The sequence below is a fragment of the Herbaspirillum robiniae genome, assembly GCF_002213415.1.
Lineage (GTDB): Bacteria > Pseudomonadota > Gammaproteobacteria > Burkholderiales > Burkholderiaceae_D > Herbaspirillum > Herbaspirillum robiniae.
Genome location: NZ_NJGU01000009.1, coordinates 158,322 through 184,343, shown reverse-complemented (window position 1 = coordinate 184,343; position 26,022 = coordinate 158,322). Strand labels below are relative to the sequence as shown.

Genomic DNA, 26,022 nt, shown 5'->3' with positions numbered 1-26,022 from the left:
GAAAATTGGATCCGATGCCGCCCGGGCGGCTCAATGGGAGGGCGGCGCGGCGACCACGCGCGGCGTGAGGAAGATCAGCAGCTCGGTCTTGTCCTGCACCCGCGCGCTGTGCCTGAAGAGGTGACCCAGTAGCGGGATGTCGCCCAGCAGCGGCACCCTGGCCTCGTGCCGGTTCTCGGTCTGCGTGTAGATGCCGCCGATGACGACGGTGCCGCCATCCTCCACCTGCACGCGGGTCCTGACGTGCTTGGTGTTGATCGCCAGCCCGCCCGGCGTGGCCGTGCCGCGGCTGTCCTTGTTGACGTCGACGTCGAGGATCACGTTGCCGTCGGGCGTGATCTGCGGCGTCACTTCCAGCTTCAGGTTGGCCTTCTTGAACGCGGTGGCGGTGGCGCCGCTGCTGGTGGATTGCTGGTAGGGAATCTCCTCGCCCTGCTCGATCAGGGCCGCCTGCTGGTCGGCGGTGACCACGCGCGGGCTGGAGACGATCTTGCCGCGCCCTTCGGATTCCAGCGCCGACAATTCCACGTTGAGGAAGCGCCGGGCGGCGGCGTTGAACAGCGTGAAGGCGAAGCTGCCCGGCGCCGAGCCGCCCAGCGCCTGGGCCGGCAAGTTCACCGCCGGCTCCTTCAGGAAGGTGCCGGGAACCGGCGGCGTCTGCCCGGTCAGTTCGCCCACGCCGGCGTAGGAGTTGCCGAGGGCCAGGCCGTTGGTCTTGGCCGAGAGGCCCAGTTTCACGCCCAGGTTGCGGCCGAAGCTGTCGTCGGCCTCGACGATGCGCGCCTCGATCAGCACCTGGCGCGCGGCGATGTCGATGCGCTCGAGCAGCTTGCGCACGTTGCCCAGCACGGCCACGGTATCGGTCACGAACAGCTGGTTGGTGCGGGCGTCGACCACCGCGCTGCCGCGCCGCGAGAGCAGGGCGTTGCGCCGCTCGGCCAGCGTCGCGCCGTCCTCGCCGATGCCGAACACGCGGCGAAAGGCGTCGGCGCGCTGGTAGTTCAGCTGGAACACCTCGGCGTGCAGCGGCTCCAGGTCGGCGATCATGGCCTTTTGCTCCAGCTCCTGCCGCTCGCGCGCCAGCATCTCCTCGCGCGGGGCGATCCAGATGATGTCGCCGTTACGCCGCATGTCCAGCCCGCGCGCCTGCATGATGATGTCCAGCGCCTGGTCCCACGGGACCTCCTTCAGGCGCAGGCTCAACTGTCCGGTCACGGCGTCGCTGGCGATGATGTTCAGGCCGGTGAAGTCAGCCAGCACCTGCAGCGCCGAGCGCACCTCGATGTTCTGGAAGTTGAGCGAGAGCTTCTCGCCGCGATAGTCGCGTCCGGTAGCGATCCGGTTGGGCTGCTGCGCGATCGGGATGATGTCGATCAACAGGCGCGATCCGCTCTGGTAGGCGTTGTAGCGCCACAGGCCCTGCGGTTCGATCACCAGTCGCGTGCCGCCCTCGTGGCGCATGGCGACGTAGCGCGTGACCGGCGTGGCGAACTCGCCGACGTCCAGGCGTCGCTGCAGCTCGGCCGGCAGTTCGACGCCCGGGATGTCGGCCACGATCTTCTGGCCTTGCTGGCGCACGTTGACTGCCGCCTGGGCGGAAGGCAGTTCCACCGACAGCCGCCCTTCGCCCAGCGGGCCGCGGCGAAAGTCGATGGCGGCGATCTGTGCGGGAGGCGCGGGAGTTGCGTCGGGCTGGACGGACGGCTCGGCCTGTTCTCGCAGTTCGATGCGCAGGAACCTGCCTTCGAAGCGCAGCCGGTGCGTGGTCTTGCGCCGCAGCTCCAGCAGCAGGCGCAGGCGCTCGCTGTCGCCGGCCACCAGCGCCCGGCGCAGGATGCCGGTGGACGCCGTGGACCTGGGAAGGTCGCGGCCCGGTGCGGCCTGGGCGATGTCGACGATCAGGCGCGGCGGATTGAGCGTGGCGAATTCGCTGAGCAGGTCCGGATCCGGCGGATGGCTGAAACCCAGTTCGACGACGGTGTGGTCTTCGCCCTTGCTGAGCTGCAAGCTTTCAAGCCGGTTGTCTTGCGCCCATGCCGGTGGCAAGGACAGCGCCAACGCCGGGACGAGGGCTTTCAGCAGATATTGTGCAGACCTGATCCATCGCTTCATGCCTCGTCTCCCGGGCGGATCAGTCGGCGTTTTGTCGGGCGGGCGGCTTTGCCGGGCCTCGACGCCGGTTTCGCCTGGTGCAGCGCCGGAGCGCTGTCCATCGCCACCAGGTGCGGCAGGCCCGGGCCTGACAGCGTCACCGCGTCCTCGCGTATCTGCAGCACGCGGCCGAGTTCGCCGGGGAGGGTATCGCCGACGCGCACGCGATGCGTCGAGCCGTCTATCTTCAGCACCGCATAGGCGGCGCTCTCCTGCACCAGCGTGCCGACCAGGCGGATCGCCGGTTCATGCGGGGCGGCCGGCCGCTCATCATCTTCTTCTTGCGCGTTCGCATGGCGCTTGGGCGGGGAGCCGGTGTGGTCGGCGGCGGCTTCCTCATCCAGGCCGAACGGATCGCGCAGCAGCTCCTCGGGCGCCTCCTGCTCGTCGACGGGCGCCTGCCGTACCGGCGCGGCGAGCGCAAGATCGGGCCTTGCCTGGCGTCGCGCCTCGGCCAGCCAGGCGGTGGCCGCGGAGGCCTCGTCGGGACGTGCGCCGCCGGCCGCCACGGCGGCAAATGCGCCGGCCAGCGGCGCCAGAACCGCTGCGGCGGCGATCGAGATTTTCATGGCTTGCCCTCCTTGTTATCGGCGATCCGGACGATGCTGACGGTGGCGTTCATCAGCAGCGCCTGTTTGCCTTCGCGTTCGGTGCGGGTGATTTCCATGGCGTCGATCAGCACCGCACGCGGCGGCGTGCTGACCAGCTCCACGAAGCGCAGCAGCTGCGCGTAGCTGCCGCTGACGCTGATGTCGGCGTCGCCGGCAAGCGGACGGACCGCGCCGGCGGCGGCCAGCGGCTTGAACGACTCCATCGACAGGCCGCATTCCTCCGCGCGCCGGGACAGCTTGGCCTGCAGCAGGCCGTCGGCCTCGCCGCCTTCCTGCCACAGCTGCTCCTCGGCCGCCGCCATGCGCATGGCCAGCTCACCCTCCTGTTGCCGCAGCGGGGCCAATGCGGCGATCTTTGTCAGCGCGGCCTTGAGTTCCCCCTGCAATTGCGCGCGTCGGTTCGCCGCCATCGTGCGTATGGCGTTGCGTTCTTCCACGTACAGCAGCGCGCCCAGCGCCGCGCATGCCAATGTCGCCGACAGCAGCAGGCATGCCCGCCCTGCGCGGGGCCAATGGGCCGGATGCGAGAGTCGGAACGGGACGGTTTTCATGGTTTGACCGTTGCCGATACGGGCGTTGGGGCCGAAGTCGTGGACGCAGAGGGGATCGGGGACGGCAATGGCGCCGACAAGGTGAATTCATAGCGCCCGTCGGCAGCGTTCTTGCCGGCCATGCGCATGTCTTGCAGGCTGACGTTGTCGAGCCCGGCGTGCAGCAGCGCTTCGGTGAAGGCTTGCACTTCCGCGGGCAGGTTCGCGTGGCCGCGCAACTCGGCGCGTTGCGTCTGCAGGGCGATGCGCTGCAGCCTCGCATGGGGCGAGGATGCGCGCGCGGTCGCCCGCAACAGGCGCGCCGCCTGCCGGCGCCGGGCCGCCAGCTGCTCCAGCGCCTGCAGGCGCGTCTGCGCGGCGGCAATGCGCAGGCGGGCTTGGGCCGTGCTGGCCAGTTGCGGCTGCAGCGCCTGCAATTCGGACGCCAGCAGGCGGTTGGCGCGCTCGATGCCGGCGGTGTGGCTGTCGATGCGCCAGGCCAGCGCCAGCACCGGCATGACCCCGAGCAGCGCCGCGCAGGCCAGCCACCGGTAGAACGAGAGTTCGCGCGCGCGGCGGCGCTGTTCCGGCGGTCGGCAAAAATCGAAACCGGTCCTCACGCCAAGCCTTCGGCGGCCAGCGCCAGCGCGCAATGGAAAGGCGGCAGCTCCAGCGGCAAGACATTGCGGGCAAGCGTTCCGGCCAGCCGGATGCGCGCGGGCAGGGCGGCGATGGCGGTGGTGATGCCGGCGTATTTGCTGATCGCCGCGGCGACGGCGTCAAGATCATCGCTGTCGCCGGTCAGCAGCAGGCGGCGCGGCGGCCGGCGCAGCAACGGCGCCAGTTCATGCAGCAGGTCGATGGGGGACGCGGACGGCATCCGGCGCAGCGGCCGGTATTCGCAGGGCTGCAGCGACAGCCATGCGCCTGAGGCGTCCACGCGCAGCACCGCGTCTTCCCGGCTGCCGCGCAGGAAGCCGGCGGTGCACCAGTTCTCCGGCGGCATGGCGCGCAGGGGCGTCTGCAGCGCCTCGGCCAGCGCCAGCCGGTCTTCCACCATCAGCGCGGGGATTGCCAGGGCCAGCACCTGCACGTCGGCGGGGGAGGCGGGGGCCGCGCCGGCGACGATGTAATCGAATGCATATTCATCGGCGGAAAAGCCGTAGGCGGCCAGCGCCGAGCGCACCTGCGCCAGCCGCTGGACGTCGTCGGAGGCGGCCGGCAGCACCAGGGGGATCGGCGCGGTTTCGGTAGAGACGGCGATGGCGAGGCCGCCGGCATCGACCTGGCGACTGCGGAGCAATTCGCGGCAGCCCTGCGCCAGCAATTCGAAGTCGCCGATCTGCCCGCCCTCGCAGACGGCCGAGTCGAAGACGTGTTCGGCCAGCAGTTCCAGCTCCAGATGATGGCGCCGGCGGCGCAGCAGCGCCAGGCGGACGCGATCGGCGCGGATGTCGAGGCCGGCGCAGCTCGCGCGCGCCTCGCTGCCGCGCCAATGACGAAAGGGATTCGATGCCGGAAACAATGCCACGCCGGAAAGCCTCGCTGGAATGGGGTCCCGACGTCGTGGACGGTCCGGGATGCGTTGTGAATGAGCCGACGATTGTTCGGCAGGGGCGTCCGTGCGGGCAATAGATGAAACTTGAGGATTGGCGGTCAAATGAAAACGGGCGTCGGAGGGAACCGCGGCGCCCCGGGCGGTCAAACGCTGTTTGGTCTATTTGCAACACTTGGCCGGACAGCCTTCAGCGATGCAATTGGGCGGCGATTCTTGCCGATGGCCGCAAGATCGTGGCAGTTCGAGGCGGATCGGGGCCGGCGCAGGCCGCGGCCGGCATTTCGCCGGCATGCCCCGTTCCGGCGCGGCGACGCCCGGGGTGCCTGCCGCCCGGGGCGCGCGGGCGAGCCGCTATAATGCGTCCTTGTTTCCAAAACCCGGCTACGGCCCGCTTTACTTAAAGCTTTACTCGCTTATCTCGCATGTCTTCTTCTTCCAACGCTGGCGACAAACCGACCCAGGAACCGTCCGGCAAGCCGGATCCGGCGCCGGGCAAAGCGCCGCGCAAGCGCCTGCACTGGTCCCTGCGCATCATCCTGGGCCTGTTCGGCACCGTCTTCGGCCTGGTCGTCATGGCCCTGCTGGGCGTGACCTTCATCGTCGCGCTGACCTATCCCAAGCTGCCCGACCTCGACACCCTGACCGACTATCGTCCCAAGATCCCGCTGCGCATCTTCTCGGCCGACGGCGTGCTGATCGGCGAGTTCGGCGAGGAGCGCCGCAACCTGGTGCACTTCAAGGACATCCCGGACATCATGAAGAAGGCCGTGCTGGCCATCGAGGATGACCGTTTCTATGAGCACGGCGGCGTCGACTACCAGGGCATCGCGCGCGCGACCTTCTCCAACCTCTCCGGCGGCGGCGGCGGCGCGTCCACCATCACGCAGCAGGTGGCGCGCAACTTCTTCCTGACCAGCAACGAGCCGACCTTCCTGCAGAAGGCCACGCGCAAGTTCTTCTACGAGATCCCGCTGGCCTGGAAGATCGAGAACAACCTCACCAAGGACCAGATCCTCGAGGTCTACATGAACCAGATCTATCTGGGCCAGCGCGCCTACGGCTTCGCCTCGGCCGCCCAGATCTATTTCGGCAAGCAGTTGAAGGACATCACCATCGCCGAGGCGGCGATGCTGGCCGGCCTGCCCAAGGCGCCGTCGGCCTACAACCCGGTGGTCAACCCCAAGCGCGCGCACGCGCGCCAGCAGTACATCCTGCTGCGCATGCGCCAGCTGGGCTACATCAGCGAGCCGCAATACCTGGTGGCCAGGGATGAGGAGCTGCGCGTCAAGGGCGACAGCTCGGCCTTCGGCATGCACGCCGAGTACGTCGCCGAAATGGCGCGCCAGCTGGTCTACACGCAGTACAAGGACGAGACTTACACGCGCGGCCTGAACGTGTTCACCACCATCACCAAGACCGACCAGGACGCCGCCTACATCGCCCTGCGCCGCGGCATCATCGATTACGAGCGCCGCCATGGCTACCGCGGTCCGGAAGGCTACATGGAGCTGCCGGACAACGCCTCCAAGGAAGCCGTGGAAGACGCCGTCGAAGTCGAGCTGGCCGACCATCCCGACAGCGACGACATGGTCTCGGCCGTGGTGCTGGAGGCCAAGCCCAAGGAAATCACCGCCATGCTGGCCACCGGCGAGGAGATCAGCATTTCCGGCTCCGGCCTGGGCTTCGGCGCCAACCTGCTGTCGGACAAGGCGCCGCCGCAGAAGAAGATCCGCCGCGGCGCCATCATCCGCGTGTTCCAGGATGGCAAGAGCTGGATCATCACGCAGATGCCGGAAGTCGAATCGGCCTTCGTCTCGGTCAACACCAACGACGGCGCGATCCGCTCGCTGGTGGGCGGCTTCGACTTCAACCGCAACAAGTTCAACCACGTGACCCAGGCATGGCGCCAGCCGGGTTCGTCGTTCAAGCCTTTCATCTACTCCTCGTCGCTGGAGAAGGGGTTGTCGCCGGCCACCATCATCAACGATGCGCCGCTGACCTTCACCCAGACCGGCGGCCAGGTGTGGCAGCCGAAGAACTACGGCGGCAAGTTCGAGGGCCCGATCTCGATGCGCCGCGCGTTGCAGAAATCGATCAACCTGGTCTCGATCCGCATCCTGGAGCGCGTGGGCGTGAAGTACGCGCAGGAGTACATCACCCGCTTCGGCTTCGACGCCGACAAGAACCCGCCCTACCTGACGCTGGCGCTGGGCGCGGGCAACGTCACGCCGCTGCAGATGGTGGGCGCGTATTCGGTGTTCGCCAACGGCGGCTACAAGATCAGCCCCTACCTGATCACCAAGGTCACCGACAGCAACGGCAACGTGCTCTCGCAGGCCAAGCCGGCCACCGCCGAGGACGAGGCCAACCGCGTGATCGACGCGCGCAACGCCTTCATCATGGACAGCATGCTGCGCGACGTGGTGCGTCACGGCACCGCGGTCAAGGCGCTGTCGTTGAAGCGTACCGACCTGGCCGGCAAGACCGGCACCACCAACGACTCGATGGACGCCTGGTTCGCCGGCTACCAGCCGGGACTGACGGCGATCGCCTGGATCGGCTACGACCAGCCCAAGAGCCTGGGCGACCGCGAAACCGGCGGCGGCCTGGCCCTGCCGGTGTGGATCAGCTACATGTCCAAGGCCCTGAAGGATGTGCCCAACGTCGACCGCAAGGTGCCTGACGGCGTGATCGAAAACGGCGGCGAGTACTACTACGCCGAGTATCCGCCCAGCGCCATGGTGCGCGACCTGGGCATGGGCGACCATGGCGCGCTGTCGCCGGAAGAGGAAAAGGCCAAGACGCAGATGAAGAACGAACTGTTCTGACGCCGCGATCCGCCGCAAACAAAAAAGCCGCCTGTTGCGAGACAGGCGGCTTTTTCATTGTGGGGACTGTTGGTCTGTGGGCTTGCCGGTGTGTTGGCCGACCCGCAGGCGAGCGGCGTCAGTTCTTGCCGGACACGTAATGGCTGATCCTGCGCATGGCCAAGAGCGTCAGCACTTCGTCCTGCTCCACGCCATGGTCGGAGAGCTTGACGATCACCGTGCGCGTGGCCGGGTTGACGTAGATGTACTGGCCGAACACGCCGATGGCCGAGAAGTCGCGGTCGGCGGCGTTACCCGGCGGGATCCACCAGCCGTCGCGATAGTCGAGGATGTCGCCGTTGTTGACCGGCAGGCGCGGCTCGGCGGTCCAGTCCGGGGCGACCACTTGCTTGCCGCCGGCGCGGCCTTCGTTCAGGTACAGCAGGCCCAGCTTGGCGAAGTCGCGCGCGGTAGTGTTGATGCAGCAGAAGGCTTTCTCCACGCCGTGGCGCGTGCTGTCGGTGCTCCAGCTGGCGTCCTGCTCCATGCCCAGCGGTTCCCACAGCGTCTGCTGCGCATAGGCCGACAGGCTGGTGCCGGCCGCGCGCGCCAGCACGCGCGAGAGCACCAGCGTGTCGACGCTGCGGTATTCGAAGCGCGAACCGGGTTCGAAGCGCAGACCGTGGCGCCGGGCAATGAAGCTGTTCAGGTCGGTGGTGACGAACATGCGCACCACGGGCGAAGTCAGCGAGCCGCCGTAGCGCTCGTCGACATCGATGCCGCCGCGCATGTCCAGCAGCTGGCCGATGGTGATGCCGGCGTAGGCCGGCGCGATCTCGCCCGCCTTGAGATAGTGGCCGATGGGTTCCTGCAGCGACTTGATCTTGCCCTGGGCCAGCGCCGCGCCGGTCAGCGTGGCGACGAAGGACTTGGCCACCGAGAACGAGGTGAAGCGGGAGTTGGCGTCGTAGCCGTCGATGTAGCGCTCGTAGACCACGCGGCCGTCCTGCACCACGACGAAGGCGTGCGCGTGGGTGGTCTTGAGGAAATCGAGCACGCCCAGCGTGCCGCCGTCCTTCCATGGCAGCGCGATGTCCAGCGGCTTGAGTTCGGTCGCCAGCGGCGCCGGATGGGCCGAGCGCGCGATCGGGTTGGCGTCGAATACCTTGTAGCTCTGGCTGCGCGGCGTCAGGTCGAATTGCAGGTCGACCAGCGTGGGCAGGCTGGGCAGGTCGGTCAGGCGGCGACCCGCCTCGGCGGCGGCCAGCAGCACCAGCAGCGCGGCGGCGCCATAGGCGAACAGTCGGGATGTTTTTGTCGTCGGCATAAGGCAGGGGCTGGATCGAAGGACGCGCGGCGCTTGCCGCGCGCAGCCCAATTGTGCCGGATCAGGCGGTCTTTTTGCGAGCGGCGTACTGCTGGTAGCCGCGTGCGCGCAACGCGCAGGCCGGGCATTTGCCGCAGCCGTGGCCCCAGTCGTGCAGCGCGCCGCGCTCGCCCAGGTAGCAGGTGTGGGTATCGGCCCGGACCAGGTCCACCAGCGGCGCGCCGCCCAGCGATTCGGCCAGCTCCCAGGTCTCGGCCTTGTCGATCCACATCAGCGGGGTCTCTACCTTCAGCTGGGTCGCCATGCCCAGGTTCAGCGCCACCTGCAGCGCCTTCATGGTGTCATCGCGGCAGTCGGGGTAGCCGGAGAAATCGGTCTCGCACATGCCGCCCACCAGTACGTTCAGGCCGCGGCGATAGGCCAGGGTGGCGGCCACCGTCATGAACAGCAGGTTGCGGCCGGGCACGAAGGTGTTCGGCAGGCCGTTGTCGTTCATGGCGATCTCGACGTCGCGCGTCAGGGCCGTGTCGGAGATGGCGCCGATCAGGCCGAGGTCGATCATGTGGTCCTCGCCCAGGCGCGCCTGCCATTCGGGCGAGAAGGTCTTGAGCTTTTCCAGCAGCGCCGGACGCACTTCCAGTTCGATGGCGTGGCGCTGGCCGTAGTCGAAGCCGATGGTCTCCACGCGCTGGTAGCGCGACAGCGCCCAGGCCAGGCAGGTGGTGGAATCCTGGCCGCCGGAAAACAGCACCAGCGCGCTTTGGGTCTTGACGGTCGGCGCGACCGCGTCGGGGGAAATGTCGGACATGTTGCCTGCCTGCGAAGATGAAGGTGTAACGGCGCGGGGCCTGGCCGGCATCGATGCCGGCGCAGGCCCCGCGCGATGGGATGGATGGAAGCTTAGTTGGTTTTCTTGACCGAATCCAGCGTCTGCTCGATATAGTCGCCATCCGGGTCGGTGAACTTCAGGCGCACCGGGTACCACTCCATCTTGGGCGCCAGCCAGATGTCCAGCTTCTGGCCCTGGTCGTCAGGCGGCGGCGCGCGGAAGATGTGCACCGCCTCGGTCTGGCCCTGCGGGGTGCTGATCTTTTCGCGGCCGACCACCTTGAAGCTCCATTGTTCGGCGTCGCGCGGTCCCGCCACGAAGAACTTCCATTCCGAGCCCGGCGTCATCTTCGCCGCGTTGGCGCGCGCCACGGCCACCAGCTGCCAGGTGATGTTGGTGCGGTCCTGCTCGCCGCCCTGCAGCGGGAAGCTGTCGGCCGACTGGGTGAAGGTGATCTTGTTCTGCTCGCGGTTGAAGGTGGTGGTGGACGGATCGCGGCGCAGGCGCTTCTCGACGAAGCGGTCGGGCGCCAGGCCGTAGGCGTCGACCGCGCCTTCGCTGCTGGTTTCCAGGATCTTGCCCAGCAGCATCGCGCGCGTTTCGGTGCTGACGCTGTAGGAGGTCTTGCCGTTGGTCCACTTGACCAGGCCCTGGCCCTTGACGTCCAGGCCGCTCTGCTTGGCCTGGATGGAGTAGTTCAGCTCGGCCGAGGGCGGCAGGTTGAAGGCGCGTTTTTCGACCGGGTGCGGGCCGTCGGCGGCGAACGCCGGGGCGGCGAGCAGGCCGGCCAGCGCGGCGGCGGCCAGGGTGGTGCGGAGTCGTGCAGGGTGGAAAGTTGTCATGGCGAGCTCTTCGTGTTGGTCTCTGTTGGTGTGTCTGTCGGTGTATGGAGGATGACAGGGAGGTCGGGACGGATGCCCGGCTTTCAAGTCGTCGCCGTGCATCATCGCCGTGCGTCCTCTCGTTACGACCCGAGGCGATGGTCGTGGTTCTGCCGCATATCCTCTCGAATTGTTCTCAATTGTTTCCGATTTTGACAGGGCTTGCCAGCTGCGGCATGGCCGGCGTCATTCTCCGGCGCGCTGGCGCTTCACTTCCGAGAGCGCCATGTCGAGGAAATCGCCGTCCTTGCGCGGGTCGGTATAGCGCAGGCGCACCGGATACCACTCGTGCTGCGGCGCCAGCCAGATGTCGATGCGCTGGTCATACGAGCCCGGCTTGGGCATGCGCACCACGTGCCAGGTGCGCAGGTTGCCGATGGGCAGCCGGATGTCTTCCTCGCCCAGCACCTGGATGCGCCATAGCTCGCCATCGCGCACGCCGGCGACAAAGAAGTCCAGCACGGCGCCGGGCCTGAATTTGCCGGCGTCGCCGCGGCCGATCGCCGACAGCTGCCAGATCAGGCTGGCCCGGTCCTGCTCGCCGCCGTTGCGCGGGTAGCTCTCGGTGGACGAGGAAAAGCTCACGGTGTTGCGCTCGCGGTTGAAATGCGTGTTGGTGGCGGCCTTGCGCATGCGTTTTTCGGTGTAGAGCTCAGGCGAGACGCCGAAGCCGTCGATGTCGCCGCTGCTGGAGAAATTGAGGAAGGTGAACAGGAAATCTTCCGCCTTGCCCTCCACGCGGTAGGTCTTGCCGTCGGTCTTCCAGTCCAGCGTGCCGTAGCCGTGCACCGGCATCTGGTTGTAGGTGGCCTGGACGTCGTACTCGAGGCGGGCGGTGGGCGGCGGGTCGGTCTCGTAGTGGGTGCCGGCGTTGCCGGTCGGCTCTTGCGTCGGCGCTGACGCCTGGGCGCTGCTGCCGTTGCCGTCGCCGTTGGCGGCGTCGCCCGTGCCGGAAGCCGCGCCGGCGGTCTCGGTGACGGCGGGCGTGTTCGCCGGTGGGGCGGCGATGGTTTCCACGGTTTCGCGGATGGGCTCGTCGGGTGGTTCGATGGATTGCTGTCGCGCCGGCGCGGCAGCGCGCTTGCGGGGAGCGTCGGCGGTCTTTTTCGGGGCGGGCGGCCTGGCCGCCGGCAGCGATACCGGCTCCTGCGGTGGCGGCACCGGGTGCAGTTCGACGGTAAACACCTGGTCATGCTGCGCGCTTTGCGCCACCAGATGGCGCTTGCCCCAGTCCACCAGCAGCAGGTGCAGCGCCAGCGAGAGCGCGGCCAGCACGAGCACGCGCGGCCAGCGTCGGGGTGTGCGGGATGGATCGCGGGAGGCTTCGGACATGCCGCCAGTTTATCGGATCGTTTCGGCAGCGTCGCCTGCGCCGCGCATTGCGGAGGCCAAATTCAAACAACGTACAATGCGGCTTTCGCGCGGCGCCGCCATGGCGGCGCACCTTGCCTGACCGGATATCGATGAAGAAACTGCTGCAACCGAAACTGCTCGCCTCGCTTTGCGCCGCCCTCGCGGCCTGTTCCCTGCATGTCGCCCATGCCGCCGCGCCAGCGCCGGCGCCAGCGCCAGCGTTGGCGCCGATCCGCATCGGCATGATCGACGGCCTCTCCGGCCCCTTCGCCAATGCCGGCGAGGCGGTGGTGCGCAACATCGGCTACGCCATCGACCGCATCAATGCGCGCGGCGGCGTGGCGCTGCCGGACGGCAGGCACCCGCTGCAGCTCTCCACTTTCGACAACAAGCTGGGCGTGGAGGATTCGCTGGTGCAGTTCCGCCAGCTGACCGACCAGCGCATTCCCTTCCTGATCGAGGGCAACAGCTCGGCGGTGGCGGCCGCCCTGATCGACGCCGTCAACAAGCACAACCAGCGCGAGCCCGGCAACCGCGTGGTGTTCCTGAACTACTCGGCGGTGGATCCGGCGCTGACCAACGAGAAGTGCAGCTTCTGGCACTTCCGCTTCGACGCCAGCGCCGACATGCGCATGCAGGCGCTGACCGAGGCCATCAAGGCCGATGACAAGACCCGGCGCGTCTACATCATCGGCCAGGACTACAGCTTCGGCCGCCAGGTGGCCAAGGCCGCGCGCGAGCAGTTGACGGCCAAGCGGCCCGACATCGCCATCGTCGGCGACGAGCTGCACCCGATCGGCAAGATCAAGGACTTCGCGCCCTACATCGCCAAGATGAAGAGCGCAGGCGCCGACGCGGTCATCACCGGCAACTGGGGCAACGACCTGACGCTGCTGGTGAAGGCCGCCAAGGACGCCGGCTTCAAGGCCAAGTTCTACACCTTCTACGCCAACAGCCTGGGCGCGCCGGCGGCGATCGCCGACGCCGGCGTGGGCACGGTGCGGGCGGTGGCCGAGTGGCATCCGAACGCCGGCGGCAATCCCGGCTCGCCCAGCGACGCGTTCTACCAGGAGTATCGCAAGCGCTATCCGCAGCCCAAGGACGATTACATGTACCTGCGCATGCAGGTGATGATCGAGATGCTGGCCAAAGCCATCGAAAAAGCGAAAAGCGCCGATCCCAGGGCGGTTGCATATGCCCTGGAAGGCGCGCATTATCAGAGCGCGTTTCACAATGCCACGATGCGCGCGGACGACCACCAGCTGATCCAGCCGCTGTACCTGATGCAGATGCAGCGCGCCGACAGCGGCGGCATCCGTTTCGACAACGAGGGCAGTGGTTACGGTTTCCGTACCGAACGTTTCATCCCGGCCGAGCAGACGGTGCTGCCGACCTCGTGCAGGATGCAGCGGCCGCCGCGCTGATCGACGTTTCTTGCGCGTGCGGCGCATGCCGGCAGTTCCCCCCATGACAGGAGTGTTGAATGCTGAACCAGGAAAAGATGCCGGGCGCGGGCTCGGTGGCCGATACGATCGATTTCATGAAGCAGATGTGGGGCAGCATGGGCGCGCCGTCCATGATGACGCCGTCGCTGTCGGTGGACGACATCAACAAGAAGATCTCGGACCTGAAGACCGTGGCTTCCTGGCTGGAACTGAACCTCAACATGCTCAAGGCCACCATCCAGACGCTGGAGGTGCAAAGCGCCACGCTCTCCACGCTGCAGGCCATGAGCGCCATCCTGGCCTCGCGCGAGGGCGCTGAGCCGGAGGGGCGTGCCGGCGCGAGCGCGGAAGACGCCGCGCCAACCTTCCCGTTTGGTTTCCCCTTGTGGCCGGGGGCGGCCGCGCCCGCCGGCGGCGACGGCGCGTCCGATCCCGAACCGCAGGCGCAGGCCGCCGAGGAAGAGGATGAAGTGGAAGAGGAGCCGCAGCCGCCGGTTGAAGATGAGCCGCCGGTCGAGGCCCCCGGCGCCGCGCAAGCGGTACCGCCGCCGGATTTCCAGTCCGCGATGGCCAATCCCAACGCCTGGTGGAACGTGCTGCAGGAGCAGTTCAAGCACGCCGTCGGCAACGCCATTGCCGGCGCCAGGACTGAGGAAGAACCGCTGCTCAAGCCCAGCAAGCCCGCGGCCAAGGCCGCCAAGCCGCAGAAGACGACCAAACGTAGCGGAAATAAGACAGTGGCCCCGGCCGCCAAGCCGGCTCGCCCCGCCGCGCCCAAAGCCAAGCCGGCACGCGCTTCCGGCACTGTTGCCCGCGGCAAACCTGCAGCCAAGCCCGCCTCGGCGAAGCCGGCGCCCGGGAAAGTGCCCAAAAATGCGGCAAATACGAGCGCGTCGGCCCGGGCGGCTGTTGTACAATCGCGGCAAAACAAGAAGCCAGCCCCCCGCAAGCCAACATCCCCCTGAATCCACGCCATGGCAGAGCCCAGGTCGAAAAGCCTGGATCGGCAACGCTTGTCATATTCCTGAAACCTGAGGGTTTTAGTATGGATAAGGGAAAAATCTTGTTAAAATCAAACACTTAACGCACATAGGCAAACACTGAGATGCTGTACCCTGAATTGTTCAAATCGCTCGAGCAGGTCCGATGGAATATGGATAAGGATATTCCCTGGGACAAGTTCGACGCTTCGCTGCTCACCGACGAACAGGCCCAGACCATTCGCATGAATGCGATCACGGAATGGTCCGCGCTGCCGGCGACCGAAATGTTCCTGCGCGATAACCGCGGCGACAGCGATTTTTCGGCATTCATGTCGGTATGGTTCTTCGAAGAACAGAAGCACTCGCTGGTGCTGATGGAATACCTGCGTCGTTTCCGCCCCGAGCTGGCGCCGACCGAAGAGGAGCTGCACAACGTGCGCTTCGAGTTCGATCCCGCACCGCCGCTGGAAACCCTGATGATGCACTTCTGCGGCGAGATCCGCCTGAACCACTGGTACCGCTGCGCCGCCGACTGGCACACCGAGCCGGTCATCAAGCAGATCTACAAGATCATCAGCCAGGACGAAGCCCGCCACGGCGGCGCCTACCTGCGCTACATGAAGAAGGCCCTGAACGAAGTGGGCGACAAGGCGCGCGCCGCCTTCGCCAAGATCGGCGTGCTGATGGCCTCCGCCCGCCGCACCGAGAAGCCGCTGCACCCGACCAACCTGCACGTGAACCAGGCGCTGTTCCCCAACGACACCGTCCAGAGCCGCCTGCCGGATCCGGAGTGGCTGGAGCGCTGGCTGGACAACCAGATCAAGTTCGACGGCGAGTGGGAAAAGAAGGTCGTCGACCGCATCCTGCACAACATGTCGCTGCTGTTCGAGCGTACCTTCGGCAACGTGCAGGAACTGAACCGCTACCGCAAGGAAGTGGTGCAGCGCCTGATGCCGGGCGAGATCGCCACGGCGTAAGCAATGCATTCCGGCCGCCTGTAAAGACGGCCGGGAAGCCCCGCGGGGCAGTACAATCGAAAGCCGCACGCAGTTGCGGCTTTTTTCATTGGCGGTCCGCGACCGCCGGACCACAGATTCAACCGACTCGACAGATTCAATACCAGGACCAAGATGGCCGATTTCGAAGACAAGATTTGCACCCGCGCCCAGCTGAAGGAGCGCGTCGCCCAGTTGCCCAAGCCGGTGGTGCTGACCAACGGCGTGTTCGACATCCTGCACCGCGGTCACGTGACCTACCTGGCGCAGGCCCGCGCCCAGGGCGCTTCGCTGGTGGTTGCGGCCAACACCGACGCCTCGGTCAAGCGCCTGGGCAAGGGCGACGACCGCCCGATCAACACCTGCGACGACCGCATGGCCGTGCTGGCGGCGCTGGAGTCGGTGGCGCTGGTGGTGCCCTTCGACGAAGACACCGCGCTGGAAGTGGTGCAGGAAGCCCGGCCCGAGATCTATGTGAAGGGCGGCGACTACGACATGCACGCCATCCCCGAAGGACGTGCCGTGGCGGCCTACGGCGGCCAGGTGCTGGCGATCGCCTTCGAGCACGACCGCTCGACCACCAAGCTCCTGGCCAAGGTGCGCAAGCTGTCGGGCTGATCCCGGCGGCGCATTCGTTACTAAATCCGGCGCCGGCAATGACGCCGGAGCACCGCTGGAAACGACAAGGCCGGCAGGAGCATTGCGCTCGCTGCCGGCCTTGTCGTTGACATGCCGCTGATTGCGGATCAGTGGTGCATGTGGCCCTTCATGTCATCCTTGCCGGCGGCGCCCGCCGCGGCGTCTTCCACGTTCACCGTCACGTCGACCTTGCCGGCCTTCTCGAAGGTCAGGGTCATCGGCACCTTCTCGCCGGCCTTGAGCGGCTTGGACAGGCCCATCAGCATGATGTGGTAGCCGTTGCCCGGTTGCATGGCGATCTTCTGGCCGGGTTTGACTTCCAGGCCGCCGTCCACTTCACGCATTTTCATCAGGTTGCCTTCCATGGCCATGGTATGGATCTCGGTCGACTTGGCCACCGGCGAGGACAGCGCCACCAGGCGGTCCGGCGCCGAACCCTTGTTTTCGATGCTGAAATAGGCGCCGCCCGCCGGCTGGCCGGGGACGGTGGCGCGTGCGTAGGGATGGCCGATTTCCAGCTGGCCCAGCTTGTATTCATGGGCCTGCGACAGCGGGGCGGCGGCGAGCAGGGCGGCAGCGGCGGCGATGCCGGCGGCGCGTTGGAGGAAATGCTTCATATTGTTTGTCCTGTTGGATGGTTCCGGGGGGGGGGCGGGCGCGGCGGGTGTTGACCGGCGCCGCGCGCCGTCGATGATGCGTGTTGCGGCAAGGCGTATCAGGCGTATCGGGTGGACGGCGGGCCGCGCGCCTGCGGACTGCCCGGGGCCGGCGTGGACGAGCGGCCGGCTGCGGCCTGCGGCGGCAGGGGATAGCTGATGCCGCCGGCGGCGCCGGCAAGTTCGGCCGGCGGCAGCGCCGGCGATGCCGGGTTGCCGCAGCAGAGCTGGCAATGTCCCGACGCCGCATGCAGCGGTGTGCCGCCGGCGCCGGTGGCGCTGCCGACGCTGCAGATGGCCATCGGCGAGGTATCCGCCGCACCGCGCGCGAACGCCTGTTGCCACCAGGGGGCGGCCACCATGGCCAATGTCAGCGCCAGGCACAGCAGCACGCGCGGCGCGAGGCGGCGTGCGGCGAGGCGATATGAGGCTGGCTGGCGGGTAGGCATGACGGGAGATTATAGCAACCGGTGTTGCGTCGCCGCGCCGGGCCTGCATATAGACGCTATCGGCCCGGAATGCGAGCAGAGGAGGGTTGCGATACGAATCGTTTCGACTAAGGGGCGGCGGAGCGAGGTTCCGCCATGGCTTCGGGGCCGCGATCTCCCGCCTGTTTTCCCGCCTGTTGCCGTTCGCGTTCCGTGAGCATCGATCCGGCCGCCCGGCACAGCCCGCGCGCCCAACGCGAGGCCATCCGCGGGCCTGCGGGGCCGGGGTGCACTGATGGCGCTGTGCAAATTGATTGTTGAGGTGCGCTAGGCTAGACTTACCGTCTTTTCGGGTATTCCAAATAATTTTTCCAAGGGAGACTTCATGTCCTACAACAGCAAGCTGACGTTGCGCGCCCTGGTCGGCGCCCTGTCCCTGGCCGCGATTTGCGCGGCCCCCGCAATGGCGGCGGACAAGGCGGTGTCGGTCACCGCCATCGTCGAACACCCGGCGCTGGATGCGATCCGCGACGGCGTGAAGGACGAGTTGAAGGACGAAGGCTTCGAAGCCGGCAAGAACCTGAAGTGGGACTACCAGAGCGCCCAGGGCAATACCGGCACCGCCGCCCAGATCGCCCGCAAGTTCGTCGGCGACAAGCCTGACGCGGTCGTGGCCATCGCCACCCCGTCGGCCCAGGCGCTGGTGGCCGCCACCAAGTCCATCCCGGTGGTCTACTCCGGCGTGACCGATCCGGTCGCGGCCCAGCTGGTCAAGGACTGGAAGGCCTCCGGGACCAACGTGACCGGCGTGTCTGACGTGCTGGAACTGGACAAGCAGGTCGACCTGATCAAGCGCGTGGTGCCCAACGCCAAGCGCGTGGGCATGGTCTACAACCCGGGCGAAGCCAACTCGGCCGTGGTCGTGAAGGCCCTGAAGGAACTGCTGACCAAGTCCGGCATGACCCTGGTGGAAGCCGCCGCGCCGCGTTCGGTTGACGTCGGCACCGCCGCCAAGAGCCTGATCGGCAAGGTCGACGTGATCTACACCAACACCGACAACAACGTGGTCTCGGCCTACGAGTCGCTGGTGAAGGTCGGCAACGACGCCAAGATCCCGCTGGTCGCATCTGACACCGACAGCGTCAAGCGCGGCGCCATCGCCGCCCTGGGCGTGAACTACTACGACCTGGGCCGCCAGACCGGCAAGGTGGTGGCGCGCATCCTGAAGGGCGAGAAGCCGGGCGACATCGCGTCGGCCACCAGCAGCAAGCTGGAGCTGTTCGTCAACACCGCCGCCGCGCAAAAGCAGGGCGTGACCCTGTCGCAGGACCTGGTGAGCTCGGCCAAGACCGTCATCAAGCAATAAGTTAAAGTAACGCCTGCCGATCCCGCTTGTGCTGTCGACGAGCGGGATCGTCTTATCCGGCCCCGGCCGCCCAGCTGTATCGTTTGTCGTCATAAATGCATAACGGCCCATGCAGCAGGAGCTGCCCAGGCGCCGACCGCCATCAATGAGGAGTGGACCCGTGTTTGCAATTTCCAAATCGTTGCGCGCCATCGCCGGCGCGCTGGCACTGAGCGCCGTTTGCGCATCCGCGCTGGCTGCCGACAAGGTGGTGGCCGTGACGTCCTTCGTCGAGCACCCGGCCCTGGATGCCGTGCGCGACGGCACCAAGGACGAGCTGATCGCCGAGGGCTTCGAGCCCGGCAAGAACCTGAAGTGGGATTTCCAGAGCGCGCAGGGCAATGCCGGCACCGCCGGCCAGATCGCCAAGAAGTTCGTGGGCGACAATCCTGACGCCATCGTCGTGATCGGCACGCCGTCGGCGCAGCCGATGGTGGCCGCCACCAAGACCATCCCCATCGTGTATTCGGCCATCGCCGACCCGATGGCGGCGCAGCTGGTCAAGGACTGGAAGCCGTCCGGCACCAACGTGACCGGCATGTCGCACATGCTCGACCCGGTCAAGCAGGTCGAGATCATCAAGCGCGTGGTGCCCAACGCCAAGCGCGTCGGCGTGGTCTACAATCCGGGCGAAGCCAATTCCGTCTCGGCCCTGAACAACATCAAGGGCGAGCTGCAAAAGGCCGGCATCACGCTGGTGGAAGCCGCCGCGCCCCGTTCGGTTGACGTCGCGCCCGCTGCCAAGAGCCTGATCGGCAAGATCGACGTGATGTACACCACCACCGACAACAACGTGGTGTCGGTGTTCGAGTCGCTGGCCAAGGTCTGCAACGACGCCCACATCCCGCTGATCGCTTCCGATACCGGCAGCGTCAAGCGCGGCGCGGTGGCGGCGCTGGGCGTGAATTTCTATGACCTGGGCCGCCAGACCGGCAAGATGGTCGCGCGCATCCTGAAGGGCGAGAAGGCCGGCGATATCGCCTCTTCGCCGAGCAAGAACCTCGAGCTGTACGTCAACACCTCCGCCGCGCAGAAGCAGGGCGTGACCCTGTCGCCCGACTTCCTGAAGTCGGCGACCAAGGTCCTGAACTGATCTGCCGTGCATCGCCGGAAGCCGCGCCACCCCTGCGGCTTCCGGTGAACGCAGAAGACATTCGGCACCGGCGTATCGCGCTCGTGCCGAATGTGTTTTTTTAAGAAAGTCCTTTTATGTCGCTGTATACCCTGCTGGGCGCACTGGAGATCGGCCTGATTTTCAGCCTCGTGGCGCTCGGAGTGCTGATTTCCTTCCGCATTCTCACCTTCCCCGACCTCACCGTCGACGGCAGCTTCCCGCTGGGCGGCGCGGTCGCCGCGACCATGATCGCCGCCGGTTACAACCCCTTCCTGTCCACCTTCGTCGCCATCCTGGCGGGTGCGGCCGCCGGTTTCACCACCGCGTGGCTGAACGTGCGCCTGAAGATCATGGACCTGCTGGCCAGTATCCTGATGATGATCGCGCTGTACTCGATCAACCTGCGCGTGATGGGCAAGCCCAACGTGCCGCTGATCTCGGAGTCGACCATCTTCACCATCCTGCAGCCGGACTGGATTCCCGACTACGTCGGCCGTCCGATGATCCTGCTGGTGGTGGTGATTGCCGCCAAGCTGCTGCTGGACTGGTTCTTCTCTTCCGAAATCGGCCTGGCCATGCGCGCCACCGGCGCCAACGCCCGCATGGCGCGGGCCCAGGGCATCGCCACCGGCACCGCCACGCTGGCCGGCATGGCGCTGGCCAATGCGCTGGTGGCGCTGGCCGGCGCGCTGTTTGCGCAGACCCAGGGCGGCTCCGACATTTCCATGGGCATCGGCACCATCGTCATCGGCCTGGCCGCCGTGATCATCGGCGAGAACATCCTGCCGGCGCGCCGCCTGGTGTGGACCACGCTGGCCGTGATCCTGGGGGCGATCCTGTATCGCTTCTTCATCGCGCTGGCCTTGAACAGCGACTTCATCGGCCTGCAGGCGCAGGACCTGAACCTGGTCACCGCGGTGCTGGTGATGCTGGCGCTGGTGCTGCCGATGGGCAAGCGCAAGTTGAAACTGCTGAAGAAGGGAGCCTGAGATGTTGAAAGCAAGCGATCTCAAGATCACCTTCAATCCCGGCACGCCGATCGAGAACCCGGCGCTGCGCGGCCTCTCGCTGGAAATCCCGACCGGCCAGTTCGTGGCCGTGATCGGCTCCAACGGCGCCGGCAAGTCGACCTTCCTGAACGCCATCTCGGGCGACCTGCTGATGGATTCGGGCAAGATCGAAATCGACGGCACCGACGTCACCAGGAAGCAGGCATGGGACCGCGCCGGCATGGTGGCGCGCGTGTTCCAGGACCCGATGGCCGGCACCTGCGAGGCGCTGACCATCGAAGAGAACATGGCGCTGGCGATGGCGCGCGGCCGTCGCCGCGGCTTCAGCTTCGCCATCCGCGGCAAGATGCGCGAGCTGTTCCGCGAGAAGCTCGCCATCCTCAATCTGGGCCTGGAAAATCGCCTGGCCGACCGCATCGGCCTGCTGTCCGGCGGCCAGCGCCAGGCGGTGAGCCTGCTGATGGCCTCGCTGCAGCCTTCGCGCATCCTGCTGCTGGATGAGCACACCGCCGCGCTTGACCCCAAGACCGCCGCCTTCGTGCTGGAGCTGACCGCCAAGATCGTGGCCGAGAGCAAGCTGACCACCATGATGGTGACGCACAGCATGCGCCAGGCGCTGGACTACGGCGACCGCACCGTGATGCTGCACCAGGGCCGCGTCGTGCTGGACGTGTCGGGCCAGGAGCGCGCCGGGCTGGATGTGCCGGACCTGCTCAAGATGTTCGAGCAGACGCGCGGCGAGAAGCTGTCGGACGATGCCTTGCTGCTCGGATGAGCGTCATCGCGCTTGAATGGAAAACGGCTCCGCAAGGAGCCGTTTTTGTTTTTGGAGAGCCGCTGCGGGCCGGTTGGCGGCAGCGCCGCGCATCGAAGCCGGCGCGCGCAGAAAAAGTCAGCTGCCGCCCGCGTAACCGTTCTGTCGCCACGCCTCATAGACCACCACCGCCACGGTGTTGGAGAGATTGAGGCTGCGGTTGTCCGGCCGCATCGGCAGCCGGATGCGTTGCGTGGTCGGGAAGGCATTGCGCAGATCCGGCGCCAGGCCGCGCGTCTCGGAACCGAACACGAAGGTGTCGCCAGGGCGGAAGGCCAGGCCGGCGAAAGGCGTCGAGCCATGCGTGGTCATGGCGAACATGCGGGTCTCGTCGAATTGCGGATCCTCGCGGCGGCGCGCCAGGAAGGCGTCCCAGCTGGCGTGCACCAGCATGGTGGCGTAATCGTGATAGTCGAGGCCGGCGCGGCGCATCTTGGCATCGTCCAGCGGGAAGCCGAGCGGCTCCACCAGGTGCAACTGCGCGCCGGTATTGGCGCACAGGCGGATGACGTTGCCCGTGTTGGGCGGGATCTCGGGTTCGACCAGTACTACGTGGAACAAAAAACTCTCCTGCAAAAATGACAGCCGGGATCAGACCGGCAGGGTGCGCGCGAAGACCAGGTTGGTCACGCGCTTGGCGCCGTGGCGCTTGAGCACGATGGCGACTTCGTTGAGCGTGGCGCCGGTGGTCATGACGTCGTCGATCACGCCCACATGGCGCCCGCGCACCTGGTCCATCGCATCGTAGGGAATGACGAAGGCCTGGCGCACGTTGCGCACGCGGGCGGGCATCGGCAGCGCCGATTGCGCCTGGGTTTCCTTTTTGCGCTCGAGCAGGCGCGGGTGCAGCGGGATGTCCAGCAGCGCCGACAGCGGGCGGGCGATCTCGAGCGCCTGGTTGAAGCCGCGTTCCTGCAGGCGCTGCAGGCCCAGCGGCACCGGCGCCAGCATGGTGGGCAAGGCTAGCTGCACATCGCTGCCCGGCACCGGCGTGCGCAGGGCCGCATCGCGGATCAGCGACGCCAGCAGCGGCGACAAGCGCAGGTCGCCGCCGAACTTCAGGGCCAGCGCGAGCTGGTCGGACGGGGCGTAATAATCGGTGGCGACGATGGTGGCGTCAAAGGCCGGGCGGTCCTTGAGGCAGGCGCCGCAGCGCAGCTCCTTGCCGGTCACGGGCATGGGCAGCGCGCACTGGATGCAGCGGCGGTGCTGGCGGGTGAAGAAGCGCTTGTGGCAGGGCGAGCAGAGGATGTCGCGCCCGGCGTGGCCGCACAGGGCGCACGAGGTCGGCAGCAGCGGCGGCACGCGCGCCAGCATGCGGCGCACCCAGCCGTCCTTTTTCGGCTTGGCCGGGGCAACGCGCCTGTAGCCGGCGGGCTTGGGGGCGGCCTGCGCGGCCGCAGGTTTCTGCGGTTTGACGTCCATCGGTAGTGCGCCCGGGAAATATGGATTTCGACTAAACTACGCGCATTATCTCACCTGTTCGTGGTTTCGATGTCCGCCAGTCCGCCATCCGCCAGCGCCAAGCTCAGCGCTCCCATCGATCTGCCCCTGGTGCGCCGCCGCTTCGGCCGGCCGCAGCTGGTGGCCGAATCCGACTTCCTGCGTCGCGAGGTGTCCGCGCGCATGCAGGAGCGGCTGGCGCTGGTGAAGATCGCGCCCAGGGAAGTGCTCGACGCCGGCTGCGGCGAAGGCGCCGACCTGCCGGTGTTGCAGAAGCGCTATCCCGAGGCGCAGGTGCTGGGCCTGGACGGCGCCTACGGCATGCTGGCCGTCGCCGCCGAGCACCAGCGCGGGGCGCAGTCGGCGGTCAACCGCCTGTTCGGTTCGATCAACAAGTGGCTGGGCACCAACGGCGCCGGCGCCAACGGCCCCGAGCTGGCCTGCGCCGACTTCGCGCAGCTGCCGCTGGGCCCCAATTCGCTGGACCTGGTCTGGTCCAATCTCGCCTTGCACTGGCATCCCCAGCCCGACCGCGTGTTCGCCGAATGGCGCCGCGTGCTGCGGGTGGAGGGCCTGCTGATGTTCTCCTGTTTCGGTCCCGACACCCTGCGCGAGGTGCGCAACGCCTTCGAGAGCATCGATATTGCACCGCACACGCTGCCGTTCGTCGACATGCACGACTTCGGCGACATGCTGGTCAACGCCGGTTTCTCGACCCCGGTGATGGACATGGAAACCATCACCGTGACCTACGAGACGCCGCAGCGCCTGCTGGAGGATGTGCGCGCCTGGGGCGGCAATCCGCTGGAGTCGCGCCGCCGCGGCCTGCTGTCGCGCGCGCAGCATGCGCAGCTGCTGGCGGCCTTCGAGGCGATGCGCAACCACGAGGGCAAGATCCCCTTGACCTTCGAAGTGGTGTACGGCCACGCCTTCCGGCCGGTGCCCAAGACCACCTCGTCGGGCGAGAGCATTATTCGTTTCGATTTGCCGCGCAAATAAGCGGCTTAGTGAAAATTGCATATATGGGTTAGTTGCCGATGCCCATCTGTTCAAAGTAATAGTTGCTGTATCGTTACGCCCTGCTGAACCGCACCGAAGTCCGCAAAGCCAGTCCCGTGGCGGCTTGGCGAGCCAGGGTGCAAGACAGGAAACAGGACGAAAGCGAGGATGGAGAAGGGCCGGCGGCGCGCGCTTGATCAGCGGCGACGTTACCCCTTATACTCAAATGGTTAAGAATAAATAAAGAGCCGCAATGCGGACGGCGCCTGCGCCAGGCGCGTCGACGGAGGGCAATCCCGGCCCCGCGACGCCGGCGCAACGAGACAAGCGCCGCCTCCAGTGGCTGGAGAGACACACTCGACCGACAATCATGCTGGCGAGGTGCTATGGAGACGCGGGAATGGATATTGAAGCGCAATTGTTCGATTGCGCCGCGCCAGCTGGCGTGGGTATTTGCAATCCTCTGTGCAGTATCGCTGGCGATCGCGTTGGCGTTCACCGTCCATGGCGCATGGACAATCCTGATATTTTCTGTCATTGAACTGTCGGCGGTCGGCATCGCTTTCCTGATGTACGCCCGCCATGCAACTGATCGCGAACACGTCGTACTGGAAGACGACTGCCTGATCGTCGAGGTGACGCAGGCAGGCGAGGCAAACCTGGTCAGGCTGGACCTGCGCCGCGCGCGCATCGATTTTCCCGGAGCCCGACAGGCGCTGGTGGGGCTGGAGAGCTCCGGCATGCGCGTGGAAGTGGGCCGTTTTATGAGCGAATGGAAACGACGCGAGTTCGCGCGCGAGCTTGAACGCGAACTGTCCGTGAGGATAGGTGTGTTGCCGAAATTCTAATTCTTATAATCTTCTTGGGCTTTTGAGGAAATCCATGAAACTTGCGAAGCGCCTTCAATCGTTGACCCTCGGTGCATCGCTGCTGGCGGCCGGAATCCCGGCCTGGGCAGTGGTGGACAGTCCAGGGGGACCCGCAGTAAGGCAGATGAACTTCCAGCCGCCCGTCACCAAGATCGCCGAACAAATCTACGACCTGCACATCCTGATGCTGATCATCTGCCTGGTGATCTTCGTGGCGGTGTTCGGCGTGATGTTCTATTCCATCCTCAAGCACCGCAAATCGCTGGGCCACAAGGCCGCGACCTTCCACGAAAGCACGACCGTGGAAATCGCCTGGACCATCGTGCCTTTCCTGATCGTCATCGGCATGGCGCTGCCCGCGACCAAGACCGTGGTGGCGATGAAGGACACCTCCAACGCCGACCTCACCATCAAGGTCACCGGCATGCAGTGGAAGTGGGGCTATGACTACCTCAAGGGCGAGGGTGAAGGCATCTCCTTCCTCTCCAACCTGGCCACGCCGCGCGAGCAGGTCACCAACCCCGCGCTGACCAAGAACGACAACTACCTGCTGGAAGTCGACAACCCCGTGGTCGTGCCGGTCAACAAGAAGGTGCGCATCGTCACCACCGCCAACGACGTGATCCACTCCTGGACCATTCCGGCCTTCGGCGTGAAGCAGGATGCGATCCCCGGCTTCGTGCGCGACACCTGGTTCCGCGCCGAGAAGATCGGCACCTACCGCGGCCAGTGCGTGGAGCTGTGCGGCAAGGACCACGCCTTCATGCCCATCGTGGTGAACGTGGTCAGCGAGGCCGACTACAAGAAGTGGGTCGACGAGAAGAAGAAGGAAATGGCCGCCAAGGCCGACGATCCGAACAAGACCTGGACCATCGATGAGCTGAAGCAGCGCGGCGAAAAGGTCTATACCGCCAATTGCGCGGTGTGCCACCAGGCCAACGGCAAGGGCGTGCCTGGCGCGTTCCCGGCGCTGGACGGCGACCCGGTGGTCAACGGCCCCAAGGCGGCACAGATCCATACGGTCCTCAACGGCAAGAACGCCATGCCGGCCTGGAAGAGCGTCCTCAACGACACCGAGATCGCCGCCGTGATCACCTACACGCGCAACAGCTGGTCCAACAAGGCGCAGGAAAACATCGTACAGCCCGCAGAAGTGCTGGCCGGCCGCAAGTAAT

General features: G+C 66.5%; 25 protein-coding genes. 12 read left to right on the top strand and 13 right to left on the bottom strand.

The annotated features are described in order from the left end of the window. Window positions 1-30: 30 nt before the first annotated feature. The 5 genes from CEJ42_RS17530 to pilM are packed head-to-tail and all read right to left on the bottom strand — an operon-like array spanning window position 31 to window position 4,823. Complete coding sequence (locus CEJ42_RS17530) at window positions 31-2,112, bottom strand: type IV pilus secretin PilQ (RefSeq protein WP_088751977.1); 2,082 nt, start codon at window positions 2,110-2,112, stop codon at window positions 31-33. Beyond that, window positions 2,109-2,720, bottom strand: a complete 612-nt coding sequence (locus CEJ42_RS17525) for a pilus assembly protein PilP (protein ID WP_088751976.1) — start codon at window positions 2,718-2,720, stop codon at window positions 2,109-2,111. Before CEJ42_RS17525 ends, CEJ42_RS17530 begins: the two co-directional genes overlap by 4 nt. Further along, window positions 2,717-3,313 (bottom strand): type 4a pilus biogenesis protein PilO, encoded by a 597-nt coding sequence (pilO, locus tag CEJ42_RS17520; RefSeq protein WP_088751975.1) that lies wholly within the window; start codon window positions 3,311-3,313, stop codon window positions 2,717-2,719. Before pilO ends, CEJ42_RS17525 begins: the two co-directional genes overlap by 4 nt. Then, a complete protein-coding gene (locus CEJ42_RS17515) occupies window positions 3,310-3,912 on the bottom strand; it encodes a PilN domain-containing protein (protein ID WP_088751974.1) in 603 nt (200 codons plus the stop codon). Before CEJ42_RS17515 ends, pilO begins: the two co-directional genes overlap by 4 nt. Then, a complete protein-coding gene (gene pilM, locus CEJ42_RS17510; RefSeq protein WP_165774457.1) occupies window positions 3,909-4,823 on the bottom strand; it encodes a pilus assembly protein PilM in 915 nt (304 codons plus the stop codon). The genes CEJ42_RS17515 and pilM overlap by 4 nt, the downstream gene beginning before the upstream one ends. Window positions 4,824-5,272: 449 nt before the next feature. Between pilM and CEJ42_RS17505 the strand changes: the two genes are divergently transcribed. Next, window positions 5,273-7,678 (top strand): penicillin-binding protein 1A, encoded by a 2,406-nt coding sequence (locus CEJ42_RS17505; RefSeq protein WP_420840779.1) that lies wholly within the window; start codon window positions 5,273-5,275, stop codon window positions 7,676-7,678. Between the two features lie 118 nt (window positions 7,679-7,796). Here CEJ42_RS17505 and CEJ42_RS17500 read toward each other — a convergent pair whose 3' ends face one another. The 4 genes from CEJ42_RS17500 to CEJ42_RS17485 form a co-directional block, all read right to left on the bottom strand. Then, window positions 7,797-8,984: a serine hydrolase domain-containing protein gene (locus CEJ42_RS17500; RefSeq protein WP_088751972.1), complete on the bottom strand. Its 1,188-nt coding sequence runs from the start codon at window positions 8,982-8,984 to the stop codon at window positions 7,797-7,799. A 61-nt stretch (window positions 8,985-9,045) separates the two neighbouring features. After that, window positions 9,046-9,792 (bottom strand): 7-cyano-7-deazaguanine synthase QueC, encoded by a 747-nt coding sequence (queC, locus tag CEJ42_RS17495; RefSeq protein WP_088751971.1) that lies wholly within the window; start codon window positions 9,790-9,792, stop codon window positions 9,046-9,048. Between the two features lie 92 nt (window positions 9,793-9,884). After that, window positions 9,885-10,655: a DUF3108 domain-containing protein gene (locus CEJ42_RS17490; RefSeq protein ID WP_088751970.1), complete on the bottom strand. Its 771-nt coding sequence runs from the start codon at window positions 10,653-10,655 to the stop codon at window positions 9,885-9,887. Window positions 10,656-10,880: 225 nt separating this feature from the next. Continuing rightward, window positions 10,881-12,026 (bottom strand): DUF3108 domain-containing protein, encoded by a 1,146-nt coding sequence (locus CEJ42_RS17485; protein WP_088751969.1) that lies wholly within the window; start codon window positions 12,024-12,026, stop codon window positions 10,881-10,883. A 131-nt stretch (window positions 12,027-12,157) separates the two neighbouring features. Here CEJ42_RS17485 and CEJ42_RS17480 point away from each other — a divergent pair, with 131 nt between their 5' ends. From CEJ42_RS17480 to rfaE2, 4 genes are all read left to right on the top strand, one after another. Continuing rightward, window positions 12,158-13,471, top strand: coding sequence for a branched-chain amino acid ABC transporter substrate-binding protein (locus CEJ42_RS17480; protein ID WP_088751968.1), 1,314 nt, complete (start codon window positions 12,158-12,160; stop codon window positions 13,469-13,471). A 59-nt stretch (window positions 13,472-13,530) separates the two neighbouring features. Then, the gene (locus tag CEJ42_RS17475; RefSeq protein WP_088751967.1) at window positions 13,531-14,457 is read left to right on the top strand and encodes a PhaM family polyhydroxyalkanoate granule multifunctional regulatory protein; all 927 of its coding nucleotides are present in this window, start codon (window positions 13,531-13,533) and stop codon (window positions 14,455-14,457) included. Between the two features lie 140 nt (window positions 14,458-14,597). After that, on the top strand, window positions 14,598-15,452 hold the full coding sequence (locus CEJ42_RS17470) for a diiron oxygenase (RefSeq protein WP_079218049.1): 855 nt from the start codon (window positions 14,598-14,600) through the stop codon (window positions 15,450-15,452). Window positions 15,453-15,605: 153 nt separating this feature from the next. After that, window positions 15,606-16,088, top strand: a complete 483-nt coding sequence (gene rfaE2, locus CEJ42_RS17465; protein ID WP_079218050.1) for a D-glycero-beta-D-manno-heptose 1-phosphate adenylyltransferase — start codon at window positions 15,606-15,608, stop codon at window positions 16,086-16,088. A gap of 128 nt (window positions 16,089-16,216) precedes the next feature. Here the strand turns inward: rfaE2 and CEJ42_RS17460 are convergent, their stop codons facing one another. Further along, entirely contained in the window at window positions 16,217-16,726 is a 510-nt protein-coding gene (locus tag CEJ42_RS17460) for a copper chaperone PCu(A)C (RefSeq protein ID WP_079218051.1), read from the bottom strand. A gap of 98 nt (window positions 16,727-16,824) precedes the next feature. Continuing rightward, window positions 16,825-17,214, bottom strand: a complete 390-nt coding sequence (locus CEJ42_RS17455) for a DUF2946 family protein (protein ID WP_088751966.1) — start codon at window positions 17,212-17,214, stop codon at window positions 16,825-16,827. A gap of 364 nt (window positions 17,215-17,578) precedes the next feature. Between CEJ42_RS17455 and CEJ42_RS17450 the strand changes: the two genes are divergently transcribed. The 4 genes from CEJ42_RS17450 (at window position 17,579) to CEJ42_RS17435 (ending at window position 21,497) form a co-directional block, all read left to right on the top strand. Then, on the top strand, window positions 17,579-18,559 hold the full coding sequence (locus tag CEJ42_RS17450) for an ABC transporter substrate-binding protein (RefSeq protein WP_079218053.1): 981 nt from the start codon (window positions 17,579-17,581) through the stop codon (window positions 18,557-18,559). Between the two features lie 160 nt (window positions 18,560-18,719). Next, on the top strand, window positions 18,720-19,691 hold the full coding sequence (locus tag CEJ42_RS17445) for an ABC transporter substrate-binding protein (protein WP_243397891.1): 972 nt from the start codon (window positions 18,720-18,722) through the stop codon (window positions 19,689-19,691). 116 nt (window positions 19,692-19,807) lie between these two features. Further along, window positions 19,808-20,701, top strand: a complete 894-nt coding sequence (locus CEJ42_RS17440; RefSeq protein ID WP_079218055.1) for an ABC transporter permease — start codon at window positions 19,808-19,810, stop codon at window positions 20,699-20,701. Window position 20,702: 1 nt separating this feature from the next. Next, entirely contained in the window at window positions 20,703-21,497 is a 795-nt protein-coding gene (locus CEJ42_RS17435) for an ABC transporter ATP-binding protein (protein ID WP_079218056.1), read from the top strand. 117 nt (window positions 21,498-21,614) lie between these two features. Here the strand turns inward: CEJ42_RS17435 and trmL are convergent, their stop codons facing one another. After that, the gene (gene trmL / locus CEJ42_RS17430) at window positions 21,615-22,097 is read right to left on the bottom strand and encodes a tRNA (uridine(34)/cytosine(34)/5-carboxymethylaminomethyluridine(34)-2'-O)-methyltransferase TrmL (protein ID WP_088751965.1); all 483 of its coding nucleotides are present in this window, start codon (window positions 22,095-22,097) and stop codon (window positions 21,615-21,617) included. Window positions 22,098-22,127: 30 nt separating this feature from the next. Continuing rightward, on the bottom strand, window positions 22,128-22,961 hold the full coding sequence (locus CEJ42_RS17425; RefSeq protein ID WP_079218058.1) for a ComF family protein: 834 nt from the start codon (window positions 22,959-22,961) through the stop codon (window positions 22,128-22,130). Window positions 22,962-23,030: 69 nt separating this feature from the next. Between CEJ42_RS17425 and CEJ42_RS17420 the strand changes: the two genes are divergently transcribed. The 3 genes from CEJ42_RS17420 (at window position 23,031) to coxB (ending at window position 26,021) form a co-directional block, all read left to right on the top strand. Further along, entirely contained in the window at window positions 23,031-23,978 is a 948-nt protein-coding gene (locus tag CEJ42_RS17420) for a methyltransferase domain-containing protein (protein WP_088751964.1), read from the top strand. Window positions 23,979-24,364: 386 nt separating this feature from the next. After that, window positions 24,365-24,826 carry a DUF2244 domain-containing protein gene (locus CEJ42_RS17415; RefSeq protein WP_079218060.1) on the top strand — a complete coding sequence of 154 codons (462 nt, stop codon included), beginning with the start codon at window positions 24,365-24,367 and terminating at the stop codon, window positions 24,824-24,826. 34 nt (window positions 24,827-24,860) lie between these two features. Next, window positions 24,861-26,021 (top strand): cytochrome c oxidase subunit II, encoded by a 1,161-nt coding sequence (gene coxB / locus CEJ42_RS17410; RefSeq protein ID WP_079218061.1) that lies wholly within the window; start codon window positions 24,861-24,863, stop codon window positions 26,019-26,021. Window position 26,022: the final 1 nt, after the last annotated feature.

Excerpts from the sequence above, each read along its gene's own strand:
- CEJ42_RS17425 (WP_079218058.1), bottom strand. The coding sequence starts at position 22,961 with ATGGACGTCAAACCGCAGAAACCTGCGGCCGCGCAGGCCGCCCCCAAG.
- CEJ42_RS17530 (WP_088751977.1), bottom strand. The coding sequence starts at position 2,112 with ATGAAGCGATGGATCAGGTCTGCACAATATCTGCTGAAAGCCCTCGTC.
- coxB (WP_079218061.1), top strand. The coding sequence starts at position 24,861 with ATGAAACTTGCGAAGCGCCTTCAATCGTTGACCCTCGGTGCATCGCTG.
- CEJ42_RS17480 (WP_088751968.1), top strand. The coding sequence starts at position 12,158 with ATGAAGAAACTGCTGCAACCGAAACTGCTCGCCTCGCTTTGCGCCGCC.
- CEJ42_RS17525 (WP_088751976.1), bottom strand. The coding sequence starts at position 2,720 with ATGAAAATCTCGATCGCCGCCGCAGCGGTTCTGGCGCCGCTGGCCGGC.
- CEJ42_RS17415 (WP_079218060.1), top strand. The coding sequence starts at position 24,365 with ATGGAGACGCGGGAATGGATATTGAAGCGCAATTGTTCGATTGCGCCG.
- CEJ42_RS17500 (WP_088751972.1), bottom strand. The coding sequence starts at position 8,984 with ATGCCGACGACAAAAACATCCCGACTGTTCGCCTATGGCGCCGCCGCG.
- CEJ42_RS17485 (WP_088751969.1), bottom strand. The coding sequence starts at position 12,026 with ATGTCCGAAGCCTCCCGCGATCCATCCCGCACACCCCGACGCTGGCCG.
- CEJ42_RS17490 (WP_088751970.1), bottom strand. The coding sequence starts at position 10,655 with ATGACAACTTTCCACCCTGCACGACTCCGCACCACCCTGGCCGCCGCC.
- queC (WP_088751971.1), bottom strand. The coding sequence starts at position 9,792 with ATGTCCGACATTTCCCCCGACGCGGTCGCGCCGACCGTCAAGACCCAA.
- CEJ42_RS17475 (WP_088751967.1), top strand. The coding sequence starts at position 13,531 with ATGCTGAACCAGGAAAAGATGCCGGGCGCGGGCTCGGTGGCCGATACG.
- CEJ42_RS17455 (WP_088751966.1), bottom strand. The coding sequence starts at position 17,214 with ATGCCTACCCGCCAGCCAGCCTCATATCGCCTCGCCGCACGCCGCCTC.
- CEJ42_RS17435 (WP_079218056.1), top strand. The coding sequence starts at position 20,703 with ATGTTGAAAGCAAGCGATCTCAAGATCACCTTCAATCCCGGCACGCCG.
- rfaE2 (WP_079218050.1), top strand. The coding sequence starts at position 15,606 with ATGGCCGATTTCGAAGACAAGATTTGCACCCGCGCCCAGCTGAAGGAG.
- pilO (WP_088751975.1), bottom strand. The coding sequence starts at position 3,313 with ATGAAAACCGTCCCGTTCCGACTCTCGCATCCGGCCCATTGGCCCCGC.
- CEJ42_RS17505 (WP_420840779.1), top strand. The coding sequence starts at position 5,273 with ATGTCTTCTTCTTCCAACGCTGGCGACAAACCGACCCAGGAACCGTCC.
- CEJ42_RS17460 (WP_079218051.1), bottom strand. The coding sequence starts at position 16,726 with ATGAAGCATTTCCTCCAACGCGCCGCCGGCATCGCCGCCGCTGCCGCC.
- CEJ42_RS17450 (WP_079218053.1), top strand. The coding sequence starts at position 17,579 with ATGTCCTACAACAGCAAGCTGACGTTGCGCGCCCTGGTCGGCGCCCTG.
- CEJ42_RS17440 (WP_079218055.1), top strand. The coding sequence starts at position 19,808 with ATGTCGCTGTATACCCTGCTGGGCGCACTGGAGATCGGCCTGATTTTC.
- CEJ42_RS17420 (WP_088751964.1), top strand. The coding sequence starts at position 23,031 with ATGTCCGCCAGTCCGCCATCCGCCAGCGCCAAGCTCAGCGCTCCCATC.
- CEJ42_RS17470 (WP_079218049.1), top strand. The coding sequence starts at position 14,598 with ATGCTGTACCCTGAATTGTTCAAATCGCTCGAGCAGGTCCGATGGAAT.